This is a genomic window from Micromonospora sp. RHAY321 (genome assembly GCF_023896955.1).
GTDB lineage: Bacteria > Actinomycetota > Actinomycetes > Mycobacteriales > Micromonosporaceae > Micromonospora.
Window position 1 is genome coordinate 72,671 of the sequence record NZ_JAMHIW010000008.1, and the last position, 15,506, is coordinate 88,176.

A 15,506-nucleotide genomic window follows, 5' to 3' on the forward strand; every position below is an offset into this window, starting at 1 on the left:
GCAAGCCCTGGTCGCCCAGTGGGACACGGTGGGCGCGGGTGGACCTACTCCGGCCCGCACGGCTCCGGACAGCCGCCGTCGGACACCTTCCAGACCAGGTCGCGCAGGGTGTCGAGCTCCTCGTCGGTCAGACCGGCCAGGAGTCGGGAGTCGGACATCACCTCGGTCACCCGGCCCCGCACACCGCGGCCCTTCCCGGTCACCACCAACGTCTTCTGCCGCCGGTCGGCCGGGTCGGTGCGACGTTCGACCAGGCCGGCCTGCTCCAGCTTGTCGACGAGCGCCGTCACGTTCGACCGGTCGCAGCCGAGCCGCTCGGCGAGGTCGCGGGCCGGCAGGGGACGGTCGGGGTCGAGCTCGTTCAGCGCGCGGGCCGCCGCCGGGGTGAGCCCCAGCTCGGCGAACGCGGAGTCCTGCCGGTGCCGTAGCGCGGCGGTCACGTGCGCCATCCGGCGCACCACGTCGGCGGCCAGGCCGGCACGGTCCGCCGGCACGCCCGCTCGGGAAACCGCCTCCTGCGCCACGGCCACATCGTACGCACGGCACCGGCCGGTCAGCTCGTCGATCGGTCCGGTCACGCCGGCACCCTGAACGACCACGGGTGCAACGGCGGCGCGGGGCGGATCGACCGCGGTCATCGGTGTTCGACTGCCGGCGACAGGGAGGGGCCCTGGCTGTCACCTGCCGGCCATCCGGGCTGGCGAGGCTCCCCACGTCACGAGAGATCGGACTCTGGGGAGGATTTCGTGTCACTGTCCCGACGTACCATCCTGCTGTCCGGCGCCGCCCTCGGCGCCGCCGGTGCGGTCACCGGGCTGCCGGTGGCGGCCCGCGCTGCGGCGGCCCGTCGCCCGCTGGCCTACCCGTTCACCCTCGGTGTGGCCTCCGGCGACCCCGACCACGAGGGGTTCGTGCTGTGGACCCGCCTGGCCCCGCAGCCCCTCGCCGAGGACGGCCTCGGCGGCATGCCCGACCGCGACGTCCCGGTGCACTGGGAGTTGGCCGCCGACGAGCGCTTCCGGCACGTCGTGCGGCGCGGGGTCTCCGTCGCCCGCACCCGTTCGGCGCACAGCGTGCACGTGGAGCTGGCGGGCCTGCTGCCCGGGCGGGAGTACTTCTACCGGTTCCGCGCCGAGCGGCACCTCTCGCCCGTCGGGCGCACCCGCACCGCCCCGGCGCCCTGGACCATGCCGGCCGCCCTGGCGATGGGCTTCGCCTCCTGCTCCCAGTACGAGCACGGCTACTTCACCGCCTACCGGCGGCTGGCCGAGACCGAGCCGGAGCTGATCCTGCACCTGGGTGACTACCAGTACGAGTACGCCCCGGACACGTACAACGTCCCCGGCGGCAACCCGCGCGACCACGAGGGGCCGGAGACCCGGACGCTGGCCAACTACCGGCAGCGGCACGCCCAGTACAAGACCGACGCCGACCTTCAGGCGGCGCACGCGGTGGCGCCCTGGGCGGTGGTCTTCGACGACCACGAGGTGGAGAACAACTGGGCCGACGAGGTGCCCGAGGCGCCGGACCCGGAGTTCCCCGCCCGCCGGGCGGCGGCGTTCCAGGCGTACTACGAGAACATGCCGCTGCGGCGTACCTCGATCCCGCGTGGCATCGACATGCAGCTCTACCGGCGGGTGCGCTGGGGGCGGCTGGCCACCTTCCACATGCTCGACACCCGCCAGTACCGCGACGACCAGGCCTGCGGCGACGGCTACCGGGACTGCGCGGCGGCGGCCGACCCGGCCCGCTCGATCACCGGGGCCGAGCAGGAGGCGTGGCTGCTGGACGGTTTCCGGCGCTCGGACGCCCGCTGGGACATCCTGGGCCAGCAGGTCTTCTTCGCCCAGCGGGACAACAACGCCGGCCCCCTCACCGTCACCAGCATGGACGCCTGGGACGGCTACGTCGCCTCCCGCGACCGGATCACCCGTGGCTGGCTGGCCGCCGGGGTGCGCAACCCCGTGGTGCTCACCGGTGACGTGCACGCGCACTGGGCCAGCGACCTGAAGCTGGACTACGCGGACCCGACCTCGCGCACCGTCGGCACCGAGCTGGTCTGCTCCTCGATCACCTCGACCGGCGACGGCGCGGACTCGGCGTCCGGCTCCCACCCGTGGTTCGGCTTCAACCCGCACCTGCGCTTCCAGAACAACCTGCGGGGGTACGTGCGCACCACGATCACCCCGGGCCAGCTCTCCGCCGACTTCGACGTGCTGCCGTACGTCAGCCGGCCGGGCGCTCCGGCGTACACCCGGGCCTCGTTCGTGATCGAGGACCGCGTGCCCGGCCTGCACCAGACGGCGGACAACCCGCTCCCGTCGGCGGCGCGCACGGCCACCGACGCGGGGGCGGACGAGGGCCGACGCACGGTGGAGCGGGAGACCGTGCGCCCCTGACCCCACGCCATGATCCGCGCAACGTCAGGGACGGTGTCGCCTCGGCTCGCGGTGCCGCAGCGGGCTCCCGGAGGTTGCGCGGATCTCGCGGGAGGTGGGCAGGCGCGGCCCGGACGCCGGGCGGGGCGGGTCAGGCCGGGAGGAAGGAGAAGCGGACCTGGCGGGTGGGGTTGTCGCCGTTGGTGTCGATCAGGCAGACGGACTGCCAGGTGCCGAGGGCCAGGCGCCCGTCGAGCACCGGCAGCGTGGCGTACGGCGGGACGAACGCCGGCAGCACGTGGTCCCGGCCGTGGCCGGGCGAGCCGTGCCGGTGCCGCCAGCGGTCGTCGGTGGGCAGCAGCGCGTCGATCGCGGTGAGCAGGTCGTCGTCGGAGCCGGAACCGGTCTCGATGATCGCCAGGCCGGCGGTGGCGTGCGGCACGAACACGTGCAGCAGACCGTCGCCCTGACCGGACACGAACCGCTCGGCCTCGGCGGTGATGTCGTGGACGGTCGGCCGCGACCCGGTCCGGACGGTGATGACTTCACTGCGCATACGTCGCATTCTGCCGCAGCGCGGGTCAGGAGCTACCGCCACCGCCACCGGAGTCGAGGGCGGTTCGGACGGTCGTAGCGCTAAGTTACCGGCGGGTACCTGTGTTCAGCGTCGCGTCGAGGGGACCTAGACGTGACGACGGGTGCCACCAGGGGGCAGGATGGCGCTAGAGACCTATCCCACACACAACCGAGGGAACGCCTGTGGCTACGGAACGCAAGCGCCCGGTGATCAGCGACGGCCTACCGAGCCAGCTTCCGGACATCGACCCTGAAGAAACCAGCGAATGGGTCGAGTCGCTCGACGGTGTCATCGACGATCGCGGCGCCAAACGCGCTCGCTACGTCATGCTGCGCCTGCTGGAGCGGGCCCGCGAGCGCCAGGTCGGGGTTCCGCCCCTGACCACCACCGACTACATCAACACCATCACGCCCGAGCGGGAGCCGTGGTTCCCGGGCGACGAGCACGTCGAGCGGCGGATCCGGGCGTACGTCCGGTGGAACGCCGCCATGCTGGTGCACCGGGCGCAGCGCCCGGAGATCGGCGTCGGCGGGCACATCTCGACCTTCGCCAGCTCGGCGTCGCTCTACGAGGTGGGCTTCAACCACTTCTTCCGGGGCAAGAACCACCCGGGCGGCGGCGACCACATCTTCTACCAGGGTCACGCCTCCCCCGGCATGTACGCGCGGGCGTTCCTGGAGGGGCGTCTCAGCGAGCACCAGCTCGACGGGTTCCGTCAGGAGCTGTCGCACCCCGGTGGTGGGCTGCCCTCGTACCCGCACCCGCGGCTGATGCCGGACTTCTGGGAGTTCCCCACGGTCTCGATGGGCCTCGGTGGGCTCAACGCGATCTACCAGGCCCGGTTCAACCGGTACCTGCAGCACCGGGGCATCAAGGACACCTCCCAGCAGCACGTCTGGGCGTTCCTCGGTGACGGTGAGATGGACGAGCCGGAGACGCTGGGCGCGATCGGCGTGGCCGCCCGCGAGGAGCTCGACAACCTCACCTTCGTGATCAACTGCAACCTCCAGCGGCTGGACGGCCCCGTCCGTGGCAACGGCAAGGTGATGCAGGAGCTGGAGTCGTTCTTCCGGGGTGCCGGCTGGAACGTGATCAAGGTGGTCTGGGGCCGCGAGTGGGACCCGCTGCTCGCCGCGGACACCGACGGCGCGCTGGTCAACCTCATGAACACCACGACCGACGGTGACTACCAGACGTACAAGGCCGAGTCGGGCGCGTACGTGCGGGAGCACTTCTTCGGCCGCGACCCGCGGACCCGCAAGATGGTCGAGCCGCTCAGCGACGACGAGATCTGGAACCTCAAGCGGGGTGGGCACGACTACCGCAAGCTCTACGCGGCCTACAAGGCGGCCACCGAGCACACCGGTCAGCCGACCGTCATCCTGGCGAAGACGATCAAGGGCTGGACGCTCGGCTCGCACTTCGAGGGCCGCAACGCGACCCACCAGATGAAGAAGCTGACGCTGGAGGATCTGAAGACCTTCCGCGACCGGCTCTACCTGGACATCCCGGACTCGGCGCTGGAGGAGAACCCCTACCTGCCGCCGTACTACAACCCGGGTGAGAAGTCCGAGGAGATCCAGTACCTGAAGGAGCGGCGCGAGCAGCTCGGCGGCTACCTGCCGTCCCGGCGGACCAGCACCAAGCGGCTGGCCATCCCCGGCCCGGAGCGGTTCGCCGACGTCAAGCGCGGCTCGGGCAAGCAGAAGGTGGCCACCACCATGGCCTTCGTCCGCCTGCTCAAGGACATCATGAAGGACAAGGAGTTCGGCAAGCGCTGGGTGCCGATCATCCCGGACGAGGCGCGCACCTTCGGCCTCGACTCGATCTTCCCGACCGCGAAGATCTACTCCCCGCACGGCCAGCGCTACACCTCGGTCGACCGGGAGCTGTTCCTGTCGTACAAGGAGTCGACCACCGGGCAGATCCTGCACGAGGGGATCAACGAGGCCGGCTCGGTCGCCTCGTTCACGGCCGCGGGCTCGGCGTACGCCACGCACGACGAGCCGATGATCCCGATGTACATCTTCTACTCGATGTTCGGGTTCCAGCGGACCGCCGACGGGCTCTGGGCGGCAGCCGACCAGATGGCCCGGGGCTTCCTGCTCGGCGCCACCGCTGGGCGGACCACGCTCAACGGTGAGGGCCTGCAGCACGAGGACGGCCACTCGCTGCTGATCGCCGCCACCAACCCGGCGGTGGTCGCGTACGACCCGGCGTTCTCCTTCGAGATCGCGCACATCATGGAGAACGGCCTGCACCGGATGTACGGGGACGCGCAGGAGAACGTCTTCTACTACCTGACGGTCTACAACGAGCCGATCCTCCAGCCGGCCGAGCCGGCCGGGGTGGACGTGGAGGGCCTGCTCAAGGGCATCTACCGCTACTCCCCGGCTCCGCAGGTCGACGGCCCGAAGGCCAACGTGCTCGCCTCGGGCACGGGCATGCAGTGGGCGCTCAAGGCCCAGCAGCTGCTCGCCCAGGACTGGGGGGTGGCCGCGGACGTCTGGTCGGTGACCTCCTGGACCGAGCTGCGCCGCGACGCGGTGCAGGCCGAGGAGTACAACCTGCTCAACCCGGGCGCCGAGGCGAAGGTTCCGTACATCACGCAGAAGCTCGCCGACGCCGACGGGCCGAAGGTCGCGGTCAGCGACTGGATGCGCGCGGTACCGGACCTGATCTCCCGCTGGGTGCCCGGCGACTACACGTCGCTCGGCACCGACGGCTTCGGCATGTCGGACACCCGGCACGCGCTGCGCCGGCACTTCCACGTCGACGCCGAGTCGATCGTGGTCGCCACGCTGCGGCAGCTGGCCCGCAGCGGCGCGGTGGCCGCCACCGTGCCGGCCGAGGCCGCCAAGAAGTACGCGATCGACGACGTGAACGCAGCCCCGGTCGGCGAGACCGGCGGCGACAGCTGATCCAGCACGATCCAGGAAGGGCCCGGCGCACCCGCGCCGGGCCCTTTTTGGTGCACCCGCACCCTCGCCCCGCACTCCCCAGCGACCGGGCGGACGGCGGGTGAGACGGGGCGGCGGCGGTCCGGGGTCCCTGGCGGGGACCCGGGGCCACCGCCGGGGCGGGTGACGCCGGGGATCGGCGGTCAGCCGACGGCGGCCAGGTCGGTCAGCCGGGCGAGCGAGTCCTCGAGGTCGGCGCCGACCCGACGCAGCCCGAGGCGCAGCAGGGCCGCCTTGACCGGGCCGGCCGGCCAGCGGACGACGATGAGCCGCACGATGGTCCCGCCCTCCTCCTCCTCGTCGGGAGTGAGCTGGACGTAGATCTCGGTGCGCGCCTCCGCGCGAGCACCGGCGCCCTTGGCCCGTTCCCGCCAGCCGATCAAGGTCGGCTCCTGGTAGGCGATCACCTCGGCCTCATGCGCCGAACCGCGCCCCGCCTGGACCAACTGCCGCCGCCCGAAGCCCTCTCCCGAGAGCACTTCGGCCGCGCGGACCCCCGCCAGCCAGGCCGGCAACTGCTCGGCCCGCTGTACGACGTCCCAGACCACTTCCACCGGCGCCGCCACGTGCGCACTGCGTTCCACGAGGATCATTTCCGTCTTTCCTCCAGTGAGGACATCCCACGATATCGGCACTCTATGCGCAAAATCGGACGTACCTGGACGGGTTCGGAAAAAGACACGCCGATCAACCATTGCGCATCCCGCCATCCCGGCCTATGGCGCATTCATCCGGAGCGACCTAGAGTCCCGAGCACGTTTCACGTTGACCGGGAGGGCGCATGTCGACCGCACCGATGCCCGAGTTCCCCACCGGCTTCCGCTGGGGCGTCTCCACGTCGGCCCACCAGATCGAGGGGGCCACCACAGCGGACGGACGCGGGCCGTCCATCTGGGACACCTTTGCGGGCTCCCCCGGGCGGATCAGCGACGGCAGCACCGGCGCGGTCGCCTGCGACCACTACCACCGGCACCGCGAGGACGTCGCGCTGCTGGCCGGGCTGGGCGTCTCGGCATACCGGTTCTCCATCGCCTGGCCCCGGGTGCGGCCCACCGGCGCCGGTCCGGTCAACGCCGCCGGCCTGGACTTCTACGACCGGCTGGTGGACGACCTGCTGGCCGCCGGCATCGACCCGGTGGCCACGCTCTACCACTGGGACCTGCCCCAACCCCTCGAAGACGCCGGTGGCTGGCTGCACCGCGACACCGCCGCCCGGTTCGCCGAGTACGCGGACCTGACCGCCGCCCGGCTCGGTGACCGGGTCCGGCTCTGGATCACCCTGAACGAGCCGTTCATCCACATGAGCCTCGGCTACGGCATGGGTGTGCACGCCCCCGGCCGGATGCTGCTCTTCGACGCCTTCCCGGTCGCCCACCACCAGTTGCTCGGCCACGGGCTCGCGGTCGCCGCGCTGCGAGCCCGCACCGCCAGCCCGGTGGCGATCGCCAACAACTACTCCCCCGTGCGGGTGCTCGGTGACCGCGACGCGGACCGGGCCGCCGGGGAGGCGTACCAGGCACTGCACAACCGGCTCTTCACCGACCCGCTGCTCGGCCGCGGCTACCCCGACCTGCCCGGGTTCGACGCCAGCGTGGTCCACCCCGGCGACCTCGACACGATCGCCGCACCGATCGACGTGCTCGGGGTCAACTACTACAACCCGACCGGCGTACGCGCCGCCGCGGAGGGCTCACCGCTGCCGTTCGAGCTGGTGGGGTTGGAGGGCTACCCGCGTACCGCCTTCGACTGGCCGGTGGCCCCCGACGGGCTGCACGACCTGCTCGGCTGGCTGCGCGACACGTACGGCGACGCACTGCCACCCATCGAGATCACCGAGAGCGGCTGCGCGTACGACGACAGGCCCGACCCGGACGGGCAGGTGCCGGACCCGGACCGGATCGCGTACCTCGACGGGCACCTGCGGGCGGTGCGGGCCGCCATCGACGACGGGGTGGACGTGCGCGGGTACTTCGTCTGGTCGCTGCTGGACAACTGGGAGTGGGCCGAGGGGTTCACCAAACGGTTCGGTCTCGTGCACGTCGACTACGCCACCCGGACCCGTACGCCGAAGTCCTCGTACACCTGGCTGCGGGACGTGATCGCGGCCAGCCGGCCGGGGTCGGTGCGGTGACCACCCTCGACCCGACCCCGGCGTCGCTGCCGGCCGCGCTCGCCGAGCCGACCGTGCCGGTACGGCGCAGCTGGATCGGGTTGATCTTCGCGGCCAACCTCGGGGTCTGGATGGCGTTCTTCACGCCGATCCAGGTGCTGCTACCGCAGCAGATCGAGCAGATCGCGCCGGGCGACAAGGAGACCATGCTGGCCGTGGTCACCGGCCTGGGCGCGCTGGCCGCGGTGCTGGCCAACCCGCTCGCGGGCGCGCTGTCCGACCGGACCTGCCTGCGGGTCGCCGGCCGGGAGTTCGGCCGCCGGCACGTCTGGACCGCCGGTGGGGCGCTGCTCGGCGCGGCGGCGCTGGTGCTGCTGGCCCAGCAGCGGACCATCCTCGGGGTCGCCCTCGGTTGGGTCGCCGCCCAGGTCTGCTTCAACGCGATGCTGGCCAGCCTCACCGCGGCCATCCCGGACCGGGTGCCGGTGGTGCAGCGCGGCGGGGTCTCCGGCTGGGTGGGCATCCCGCAGGCGCTCGGGCTGGTGCTCGGCGCGGTGCTGGTCACCGCCCTGGTCACCGGCAACGCCGCCGGCTACCTGGCCATCGCGGTGGCCATCCTGCTGCTGTCGCTGCCGTTCGCGCTGCTCACCCCCGACGATCCGCTGCCCCGCGCGCACCGCCCGGCGCTGCGGGCGCGGGCGCTGCTGGCCTCGATGTGGATCAGCCCCCGCCAGCACCCGGACTTCGCCTGGGCCTGGATCACCCGCTTCCTGGTCCAGCTCGGCAACGCGCTGGGCACCCTCTACCTGCTGTACTTCCTCACCGACGGGGTGCGCCACCCCGACCCCGAGGGTGGCCTGCTCGTGCTGATCCTGCTCTACACGCTCGGCATGATGCTGACCGCGGTGGTCGCCGGCCGGCTGTCGGACCGCTCCGGGCGGCGCAAGGTCTACGTGATCGTGTCCGGGCTGATCATGGCCGTGGCGGCGCTGCTGCTCGCGGTCGCCCCGGTCTGGCCGATGGCGATCGTCGCCGCGCTGCTGCTCGGCGCCGGCTACGGCGTCTACCTCTCGGTCGACGCCGCGCTGATCACCCAGGTACTGCCCCGGGCCACCGACCGGGCCAAGGACCTCGGCGTGATCAACATCGCCAACTCGGCGCCGCAGGTACTCGGCCCGGCGCTCTCCGCCCCGCTCGTGGTCCACCTGGGCGGCTACCCGACGCTCTACGCGGTCACCGCCGTGGTCACCCTGGTCGGCAGCGCCCTGGTCCTCAAGATCCGCTCAGTCCCCTGAGTCGGGGCCGGGGCCGCAGGGGGTCCTGAGGGAAAGCGGTCGACGGTCGCCGTAGGCTGGGGGACGTGACGGTACGTGTGCGCTTCGCCCCCTCCCCGACCGGTATGTTCCACGTCGGCGGCGCCCGCTCGGCGCTGCAGAACTGGATCTACGCCAAGCAGCAGGGCGGGGTGTTCGTGCTGCGTATCGAGGACACCGACGCGGCCCGGAACAAGCCCGAATGGACCGAGGGCATCCTCTCCGCGCTGGACTGGATCGGCATCTCCCGGGGCAGCTACGAGGGCCCGTACTTCCAGTCGCAGAACGCCGGCGAGCACCGCGCCGCCGCCGCCCGGCTCTACGAGTCCGGCCGTGCGTACTACTGCGACTGCACCCGTGAGGACGTGCAGGCCCGCACCGGCTCGCAGTACCAGGGCTACGACGGCTACCACCGCGACCTCGGCCTCGGCCCCGGTGAGGGGCGGGCGCTGCGCTTCCGTACGCCCGACGAGGGCGCGACCGTGGTGGTCGACCTGATCCGCGGCGAGCCCACCTTCGAGAACCGGCTGATCGAGGACTTCGTCATCGCCCGCGGCGACGGTTCGCCGGTCTTCCTGCTGGCCAACGTCGTCGACGACATGACCATGGGGATCACCCACGTGATCCGGGCCGAGGAGCACCTGCCCAACACCCCCAAGCAGCAGCTGCTCTGGGACGCCCTCGGGGTCAAGCCGCCGGTCTGGGCGCACGTGCCGGTGGTGGTCAACGAGAAGCGGCAGAAGCTCTCCAAGCGCCGCGACAAGGTCGCGCTGGAGGCGTACCGGGAGGAGGGCTACCTCGCCGGTGCGATGCGCAACTACCTGATGCTGCTCGGTTGGGCGCCGTCGGGCGATCGGGAGATCGTCCCGTGGTCGGTGATCGAGGACGAGTTCCGGCTGGAGGAGGTCAATCCCTCCCCGGCGTTCTTCGACGAGAAGAAGCTGCGCGCGTTCAACGGCGAGTACATCCGTGCGCTGCCGGTGGCCGAGTTCGTCGACGCCTGCCAGCCGTGGTTGACCGGCACCGGGACGATCGCGCCGCCGCCGTGGCAGCCGGAGGAGTTCGACGCCGAGGCGTTCGCCGCCGTGGCGCCGTTGGCCCAGACCCGGATCACGGTGCTCAGCGAGATCGTGCCGAACGTCGACTTCCTCTTCCTGGCCTCGCCGCTGATCGACGAGGCCGCCTGGGCCAAGACCATGAAGGACGGCTCCGCCGACCTGCTGGACTCCGCCGTCGCGGCGTTCGACGCGTTGGAGTCCTGGGACGCCGAGTCGCTGAAGTCGACGCTGGAGGCGGTCGGCGCCGAGCGCGGCCTCAAGCTCGGCAAGACGCAGGCGCCGGTCCGGGTCGCCGTCACCGGCCGCACCGTGGGCCTGCCCCTGTTCGAGTCGCTGGAGGTGCTCGGCCGCGAGCGCACCCTGAGCCGGATGCGCGCAGCCCGGGTCCGCCTGGTCTGACCGCCGCGCGCGACGCCGCCTCGCGGTCGGCCGTCGGCCCTTCGGTCGGTGGTCGGCCGCGGTGACGCGTGCGGCGGCTCAGCGCCGCGTCGTGCGACGCCGCAGCAGCAGGCTCGCCGTCACGGCGGCGACCAGCACCACGCCGCCGAGCGCCCAGAGCCACCACCGGCCACCGGAGTCGGCCTGCTCCTGGCCGAGCGGCACGGCCGGCGTCGGGCTCGCTTCCGTGGCCGTCGCCGTCGTGGCACCGGCCGAGGGAACGGCGGCCGACGGCGAGTTCGCCGGCGCCCCGGACGCCGGGCCGGCGCTGGGCGACGGCGGGGCGGACGGGTCGGCGGCCGTGCCGGTGGTGAGGGTGAACCGCACCTCGCCCCTCACCGGATGCCCGTCGGCCGAGGCGAGCTCGTAACCGACGATGTAGAGGCCAGCGGCACCGGGCCGGAACGGCACCCGCACCCGGCTGCCGTCGAAGACCGGCGGCCCGCCGGCGACCACATTGTCCGGTCCGGCTACTGTGATCTTCGTCGTAGCCGGGGCCGGTCTGGCCAGGAAACGAAGCTCGATCCGGGTGGGCGCGCTGGCCACCCGGGCGCCGTCGCGCGGATCGCTGCCGGTCAGCGAATTGTGCGCGGCGGCCGGCGTCGCCGGGATCAACAACGACACACCGAACGCCACGCCGAGCACCACTGGCACGACCCGCGTCAAACGTGTAACCCTGCCCCCCATGAACCCCTCCGTAAGGGTACGATCCGCCCGCTGATCAAACAGCTCCTCATTAGTCGAGCAGAGATCGCAGATAGTTCCAAATACTGTTCCACAAGCTGTAATTCATCGACGTTCTGCGACTCTGTGAGAGTGGCCCCGACCCTGCGGTCGGTTCCGCACCGACCGATCCGGACGTCACGGCGAAGCCATCCATCGAACGGGGCGAGGAGGCGGGATGGTCCGACAGGTGAGGCGGTGGGTCGCCGTGCTGGCCGGCACGCTGGCGGCGGCGCTTCTGTCGCTCGGCACCGCCGGTGCGGCCAAGGCGGCACCGAAGCCCGCGCCAGCCGCGGTGGACATCACCGGCGTGGGGCTGTCAGAGCCGCTGCGGTTGCGCTCGGACACGCAGCCCACGCACGTGGTCGCGGTCATCGACCAGGTCAACTTCCTCGGCCGTACCGGCCAGCCGAACGGTCCGAAGGCGGCCAACCTCGGTCCGAAGTACACGGTCGTGGTGCTCGTCGGCGAGACGCCGAAGCAGACGTACGACCTCTACCCCAAGGCGGTCGGCGGCCCGCGCATCTACCGGCCGGCGAAGCAGCCGGACGGGCGCAAGACCAGTGCCGGCTGGTTCCTCGGCCGGCTCAGCATGTCCGAGACGCTGCGTACCGCCGGGGTGCCGCTGGAGCGGCAGTTCGACACGGTCAGCGGCGGCGTCGGCGGCGGCGAGCGGGTGCTCCCGGAGGACACTCTCGACCCGGCCAAGGATCTCGACGAGGCGCTCGGCGAGTTGCAGCACCTGCTGCTGCTCAACGTCGCGGTGATGCTGACGATCACCGTCGGCCTCGCCGGAATCGCCCTGCTGATCCGCCGCCGGACCCGCTGACCGAGTCAACCGTCGCCGGGCGACCCCGCGCTCAGCACCAGCGGCGCGGTGGGCGCTCGCGGCGGGTGGCCCGCTGACGAGGACGCACCGGGCCGTGCTGGTGGGCACCGGCCCACCCCGGCAGATCACTGCGACAGCCCGCGGCGACGTCGGGCTCCGGCTCACCCGGCACCGTCGGCTCGGCAGCCCGCTGGCGAGGCACCACCGCCTCGTCGTCGGCCCGCTCCGCCGGACGGCCCGTGACCGGCTCCGCCGGGTGCGACGGCACACCGCCGACCGGCCGACGGTGCTTGGCAGCCGCCTGCGGGTCGTGCCCCGGCCGACAGGGCTCGCCCTGGGCGCAGCCGTGCTCGGCCTCGCCGTGCGCCATCCCCGGTCTCCTCACGCTCGCACTCAGCCGCCGGTGCTCCCCCCCGACGTGCCCTGTCACCGTACTGGCCGGGACCGACGGGTCTCGCAGGCGTACCCCGGGGTCAGCGCACCATCGAGTGCCCGAAGGCCACCGAGATGCCCAGGTAGGCGGCGGCGAGACCATGGGTGACGCCGGCTCTGCCCCGGAGGGGTCAGCGGGTGCGGTGGGCCTCCAGGTCGGAGCGGGTGAACAGCGCGCGCAGAGCCACGCCGTGCTCGGCCAGCGCCGCGGCGCCGCCCTCGGCGCGGTCGATCACGCAGAGCGCGTGATCCACCCGGGCGCCCAGCTCGCGCAACTGCCCGGTGGAGATGACCACCTGCCCGCCGGAGGTGACCACGCCTCGACCACCAGCACCCGACGGTCGGCCACCTCCGCCCCCTCGGCCAGCCGGGCGGTCCCGTACGGCTTGGCGGTCTTGCGGACGAAGGCGCAGGGCAGCCCGGTGTGCCGGCCGAGTGCGGTCACCACCGGGATCCCACCCATCTCCAGTCCGGCCAGCACCTCGGTGCCGGCCGGGACCAGGGGCGCCAGGTGGGCGGCCACCCGGTCCAGCAGGTGGGGATCGGCCTCGAACCGGTACTTGTCGAAGTACTCGTCGGCGGTCCGGCCCGAGCGGAGCACGAACTGTCCGGTCAGCCGGCAGGTGGCGTCGATGTCGCGGGCGAGCGTGGCCGTGGTCTCTGCGGAGGTCATGATGATCATTCTGGCCGGATCGACGTGCGGTCGGCGTACCCCTTTCGGCGCACGCCGGGTGCGGCGGGGTCCTCCCCCGGTCGGAGTCCGACCGTCTGCGGCTGTGGTGGGATCGAAGCATGCGACCGTGGCTGGGCTCCGGCACCCTCCGCCGGGATCTCGCACTGGCCGGCGCGTCGCTGGCCGGCGGTCTGGTGCTGTGGACCCTCGGTTGGCAACCGCAGATCCGTCCGCACCCCGACGTGCCGCCCGCGCTGTTCCTGCCACCGCTGCTGGCGATGTGCGTGGCCGTGGGCCTGCGACGGGTAGCCCCACGCACCAGCCTGGCCGTCGGCACCGGGGCGGTGGTCGTGGACATCGCGCTCGGCGGCTCGCTGGGGACGATCCTGATCTACACCCAGGTGCTCTACGACGCCTGCGTGTACGGCCCGCCACGGCTGTGGCGGTGGCTGCTGCGGGTGACCATCGGGCTGAGCCTGGTCGGCGCGGTCGTCGGCGTGCTCCTCTCCGACCAGTGGAGCGGGGTCGCCGTCGGGGTGCTGGTGGTGCTGGTCGGCCTGCTGCCGGTGCTGACCGGGATCAGCGTGCGGCAGTACCGCGACCAGGCCGCCGCCGAGCGTGCCCGGGCCGAGCAGACCGCCCGACTGGTCGAGCTGGACCGCCGGCAGGCGGTCAGCGCCGAGCGTGCCCGGATGGCGCGGGAGCTGCACGACCTGGTCGCCAACCACCTCAGCGCGGTGGCCATCCACGCCACCGCCGCGCTGTCGGTGCCGGGCCTGGAGCGCGGACAGGTCGAGTCGGCGTTGCGGGTCATCCGGGAGAGCAGCGTGCAGGGCCTGGCGGAGATGCGGCAGATGATCGGGTTGCTGCGCGAGCCGGGCAGCGGCGGGGCTCCGGCGGTCGACGGCGGAGCGCTGCCGGAGGCGGTCACCGCGCGGCTGTCCGAGGCGGACCGGCTGGTCGAACGGATCCGGGCGGCCGGCCTCGCGGTGCGGGTGCACACCGATGGCACGCCGGGCCCGCTGCCGGTGGGCGTGGATCTCGCGGCGTACCGGATCGTGCAGGAGTCGCTGACCAACGCGCTCAAGCACGGCACGGGCGAGGCGGAGCTGACGATCGCGTACCGGCCTGCGGAGGTGGTGGTGACGGTGGAGAACCCGGTACGCCGGAGCGGCGCCGGGCTGCCCGGCGCCGGGGCGGGGTTGATCGGGATGCGGGAGCGCGCCACGCTGCTGGCGGGCCGGTTCAGCGCCGGACCGCACGACGGCCGCTGGCAGGTCCGGGCCACGCTACCCACGCGGGTGGACGGATGACCGCGCCGTCGCGCGACCCGGGCGGGGCCGGGGAGCAGCCGGTACGGGTGGTGCTGGCCGACGACCAACCGGCGGTACGGGCTGGGCTGACACTGATCCTGGCCGCCGCGGCGGAGATCGAGGTGGTCGGCGAGGCGGGCGACGGTGAGGAGGCGCTGCGACTGTGCCGGGAGCTGCGCCCCGACGTGGCGGTGCTCGACATCCGGATGCCGCGCCGGGACGGGATCTCCGCGACCCGGGCGATCGTCGCCGAGGGGCTCGCCGACGTGCTGGTGCTCACCACCTTCGACCTGGACGAGTACGTCTTCGGCGCGCTGCGCGCCGGCGCGGCCGGTTTCCTGCTCAAGGACACCGACGCCGCCGGTCTGGTCGCCGCGGTGCGGACGGTGGCGCGCGGGGACGGGTTCATCGCCCCGGCGGTGACCCGTCGGTTGATCGCGGCCTTCGCGGCCACCGCGCCGGGAGCGTCGGCGGCCATCCGGGCCGCCGTGGGCACGCTGACCCCGCGTGAACGCGACGTGCTGGCCTGCCTCGGCCTGGGCCTGTCCAACCAGCAGATCGCCGACCGGCTGGCGATGGCGGAGAGCACCACCAAGACGCACGTGAGCCGGATCCTGGCGAAGTTGGACCTGCGCAGCCGGGTGCAGGCCGCCATCCTCGCCCAGGAGCTGGGCCTGCCCGCCCCCGCCCCGCCGTCCTGAG

The 15,506-nt window shown here is 72.6% G+C and carries 13 protein-coding genes and 1 pseudogene; 8 read left to right on the forward strand and 6 right to left on the reverse strand.

What is annotated here, in order from left to right:
* Window positions 1–44: 44 nt before the first annotated feature.
* Window positions 45–449, reverse strand: coding sequence for a MarR family winged helix-turn-helix transcriptional regulator (locus M8C17_RS18730; RefSeq protein WP_252417974.1), 405 nt, complete (start codon window positions 447–449; stop codon window positions 45–47).
* 297 nt (window positions 450–746) lie between these two features.
* Between M8C17_RS18730 and M8C17_RS18735 the strand changes: the two genes are divergently transcribed.
* Entirely contained in the window at window positions 747–2,399 is a 1,653-nt protein-coding gene (locus M8C17_RS18735; RefSeq protein ID WP_252417796.1) for an alkaline phosphatase, read from the forward strand.
* A gap of 130 nt (window positions 2,400–2,529) precedes the next feature.
* Here the strand turns inward: M8C17_RS18735 and M8C17_RS18740 are convergent, their stop codons facing one another.
* The gene (locus M8C17_RS18740) at window positions 2,530–2,934 is read right to left on the reverse strand and encodes a secondary thiamine-phosphate synthase enzyme YjbQ (protein ID WP_252417797.1); all 405 of its coding nucleotides are present in this window, start codon (window positions 2,932–2,934) and stop codon (window positions 2,530–2,532) included.
* Window positions 2,935–3,137: 203 nt separating this feature from the next.
* Here M8C17_RS18740 and aceE point away from each other — a divergent pair, with 203 nt between their 5' ends.
* Complete coding sequence (gene aceE / locus M8C17_RS18745; protein ID WP_308209468.1) at window positions 3,138–5,876, forward strand: pyruvate dehydrogenase (acetyl-transferring), homodimeric type; 2,739 nt, start codon at window positions 3,138–3,140, stop codon at window positions 5,874–5,876.
* A 182-nt stretch (window positions 5,877–6,058) separates the two neighbouring features.
* On the opposite strand, the gene M8C17_RS18750 is transcribed toward aceE, so the two are convergent.
* On the reverse strand, window positions 6,059–6,508 hold the full coding sequence (locus tag M8C17_RS18750) for an SRPBCC domain-containing protein (RefSeq protein WP_074313361.1): 450 nt from the start codon (window positions 6,506–6,508) through the stop codon (window positions 6,059–6,061).
* Window positions 6,509–6,696: 188 nt separating this feature from the next.
* On the opposite strand from M8C17_RS18750, the gene M8C17_RS18755 reads away from it, so the two are divergent.
* The 3 genes from M8C17_RS18755 to gltX all read left to right on the forward strand — a co-directional run bounded on the left by M8C17_RS18755 (window position 6,697) and on the right by gltX (window position 10,795).
* Window positions 6,697–8,046: a GH1 family beta-glucosidase gene (locus tag M8C17_RS18755; protein ID WP_252417798.1), complete on the forward strand. Its 1,350-nt coding sequence runs from the start codon at window positions 6,697–6,699 to the stop codon at window positions 8,044–8,046.
* Entirely contained in the window at window positions 8,043–9,320 is a 1,278-nt protein-coding gene (locus M8C17_RS18760) for an MFS transporter (protein ID WP_252417799.1), read from the forward strand. Before M8C17_RS18755 ends, M8C17_RS18760 begins: the two co-directional genes overlap by 4 nt.
* 65 nt (window positions 9,321–9,385) lie before the next feature.
* Entirely contained in the window at window positions 9,386–10,795 is a 1,410-nt protein-coding gene (gltX, locus tag M8C17_RS18765) for a glutamate--tRNA ligase (protein ID WP_308209469.1), read from the forward strand.
* A gap of 78 nt (window positions 10,796–10,873) precedes the next feature.
* Here the strand turns inward: gltX and M8C17_RS18770 are convergent, their stop codons facing one another.
* Entirely contained in the window at window positions 10,874–11,500 is a 627-nt protein-coding gene (locus M8C17_RS18770; protein WP_252417800.1) for a copper resistance CopC family protein, read from the reverse strand.
* A 235-nt stretch (window positions 11,501–11,735) separates the two neighbouring features.
* Between M8C17_RS18770 and M8C17_RS18775 the strand changes: the two genes are divergently transcribed.
* Window positions 11,736–12,386, forward strand: coding sequence for a hypothetical protein (locus tag M8C17_RS18775; protein ID WP_252417801.1), 651 nt, complete (start codon window positions 11,736–11,738; stop codon window positions 12,384–12,386).
* A 31-nt stretch (window positions 12,387–12,417) separates the two neighbouring features.
* Here the strand turns inward: M8C17_RS18775 and M8C17_RS18780 are convergent, their stop codons facing one another.
* Together M8C17_RS18780 and M8C17_RS18785 are read right to left on the reverse strand one after the other, a co-directional pair.
* Window positions 12,418–12,756, reverse strand: a complete 339-nt coding sequence (locus tag M8C17_RS18780; protein WP_252417802.1) for a hypothetical protein — start codon at window positions 12,754–12,756, stop codon at window positions 12,418–12,420.
* Between the two features lie 193 nt (window positions 12,757–12,949).
* A pseudogene (locus M8C17_RS18785) lies at window positions 12,950–13,491 on the reverse strand (orotate phosphoribosyltransferase).
* A gap of 119 nt (window positions 13,492–13,610) precedes the next feature.
* Between M8C17_RS18785 and M8C17_RS18790 the strand changes: the two are divergent.
* A complete protein-coding gene (locus M8C17_RS18790; RefSeq protein ID WP_252417803.1) occupies window positions 13,611–14,804 on the forward strand; it encodes a sensor histidine kinase in 1,194 nt (397 codons plus the stop codon).
* Window positions 14,801–15,505 carry a response regulator transcription factor gene (locus M8C17_RS18795; RefSeq protein ID WP_252417804.1) on the forward strand — a complete coding sequence of 235 codons (705 nt, stop codon included), beginning with the start codon at window positions 14,801–14,803 and terminating at the stop codon, window positions 15,503–15,505. Before M8C17_RS18790 ends, M8C17_RS18795 begins: the two co-directional genes overlap by 4 nt.
* The last annotated feature ends 1 nt before the right edge of the window (window position 15,506 follow it).

Excerpts from the sequence above, each read along its gene's own strand:
- M8C17_RS18790 (WP_252417803.1), top strand. The coding sequence starts at position 13,611 with ATGCGACCGTGGCTGGGCTCCGGCACCCTCCGCCGGGATCTCGCACTG.
- M8C17_RS18755 (WP_252417798.1), top strand. The coding sequence starts at position 6,697 with ATGTCGACCGCACCGATGCCCGAGTTCCCCACCGGCTTCCGCTGGGGC.
- M8C17_RS18795 (WP_252417804.1), top strand. The coding sequence starts at position 14,801 with ATGACCGCGCCGTCGCGCGACCCGGGCGGGGCCGGGGAGCAGCCGGTA.
- M8C17_RS18730 (WP_252417974.1), bottom strand. The coding sequence starts at position 449 with ATGGCGCACGTGACCGCCGCGCTACGGCACCGGCAGGACTCCGCGTTC.
- M8C17_RS18780 (WP_252417802.1), bottom strand. The coding sequence starts at position 12,756 with ATGGCGCACGGCGAGGCCGAGCACGGCTGCGCCCAGGGCGAGCCCTGT.
- M8C17_RS18750 (WP_074313361.1), bottom strand. The coding sequence starts at position 6,508 with ATGATCCTCGTGGAACGCAGTGCGCACGTGGCGGCGCCGGTGGAAGTG.
- M8C17_RS18775 (WP_252417801.1), top strand. The coding sequence starts at position 11,736 with ATGGTCCGACAGGTGAGGCGGTGGGTCGCCGTGCTGGCCGGCACGCTG.
- M8C17_RS18740 (WP_252417797.1), bottom strand. The coding sequence starts at position 2,934 with ATGCGCAGTGAAGTCATCACCGTCCGGACCGGGTCGCGGCCGACCGTC.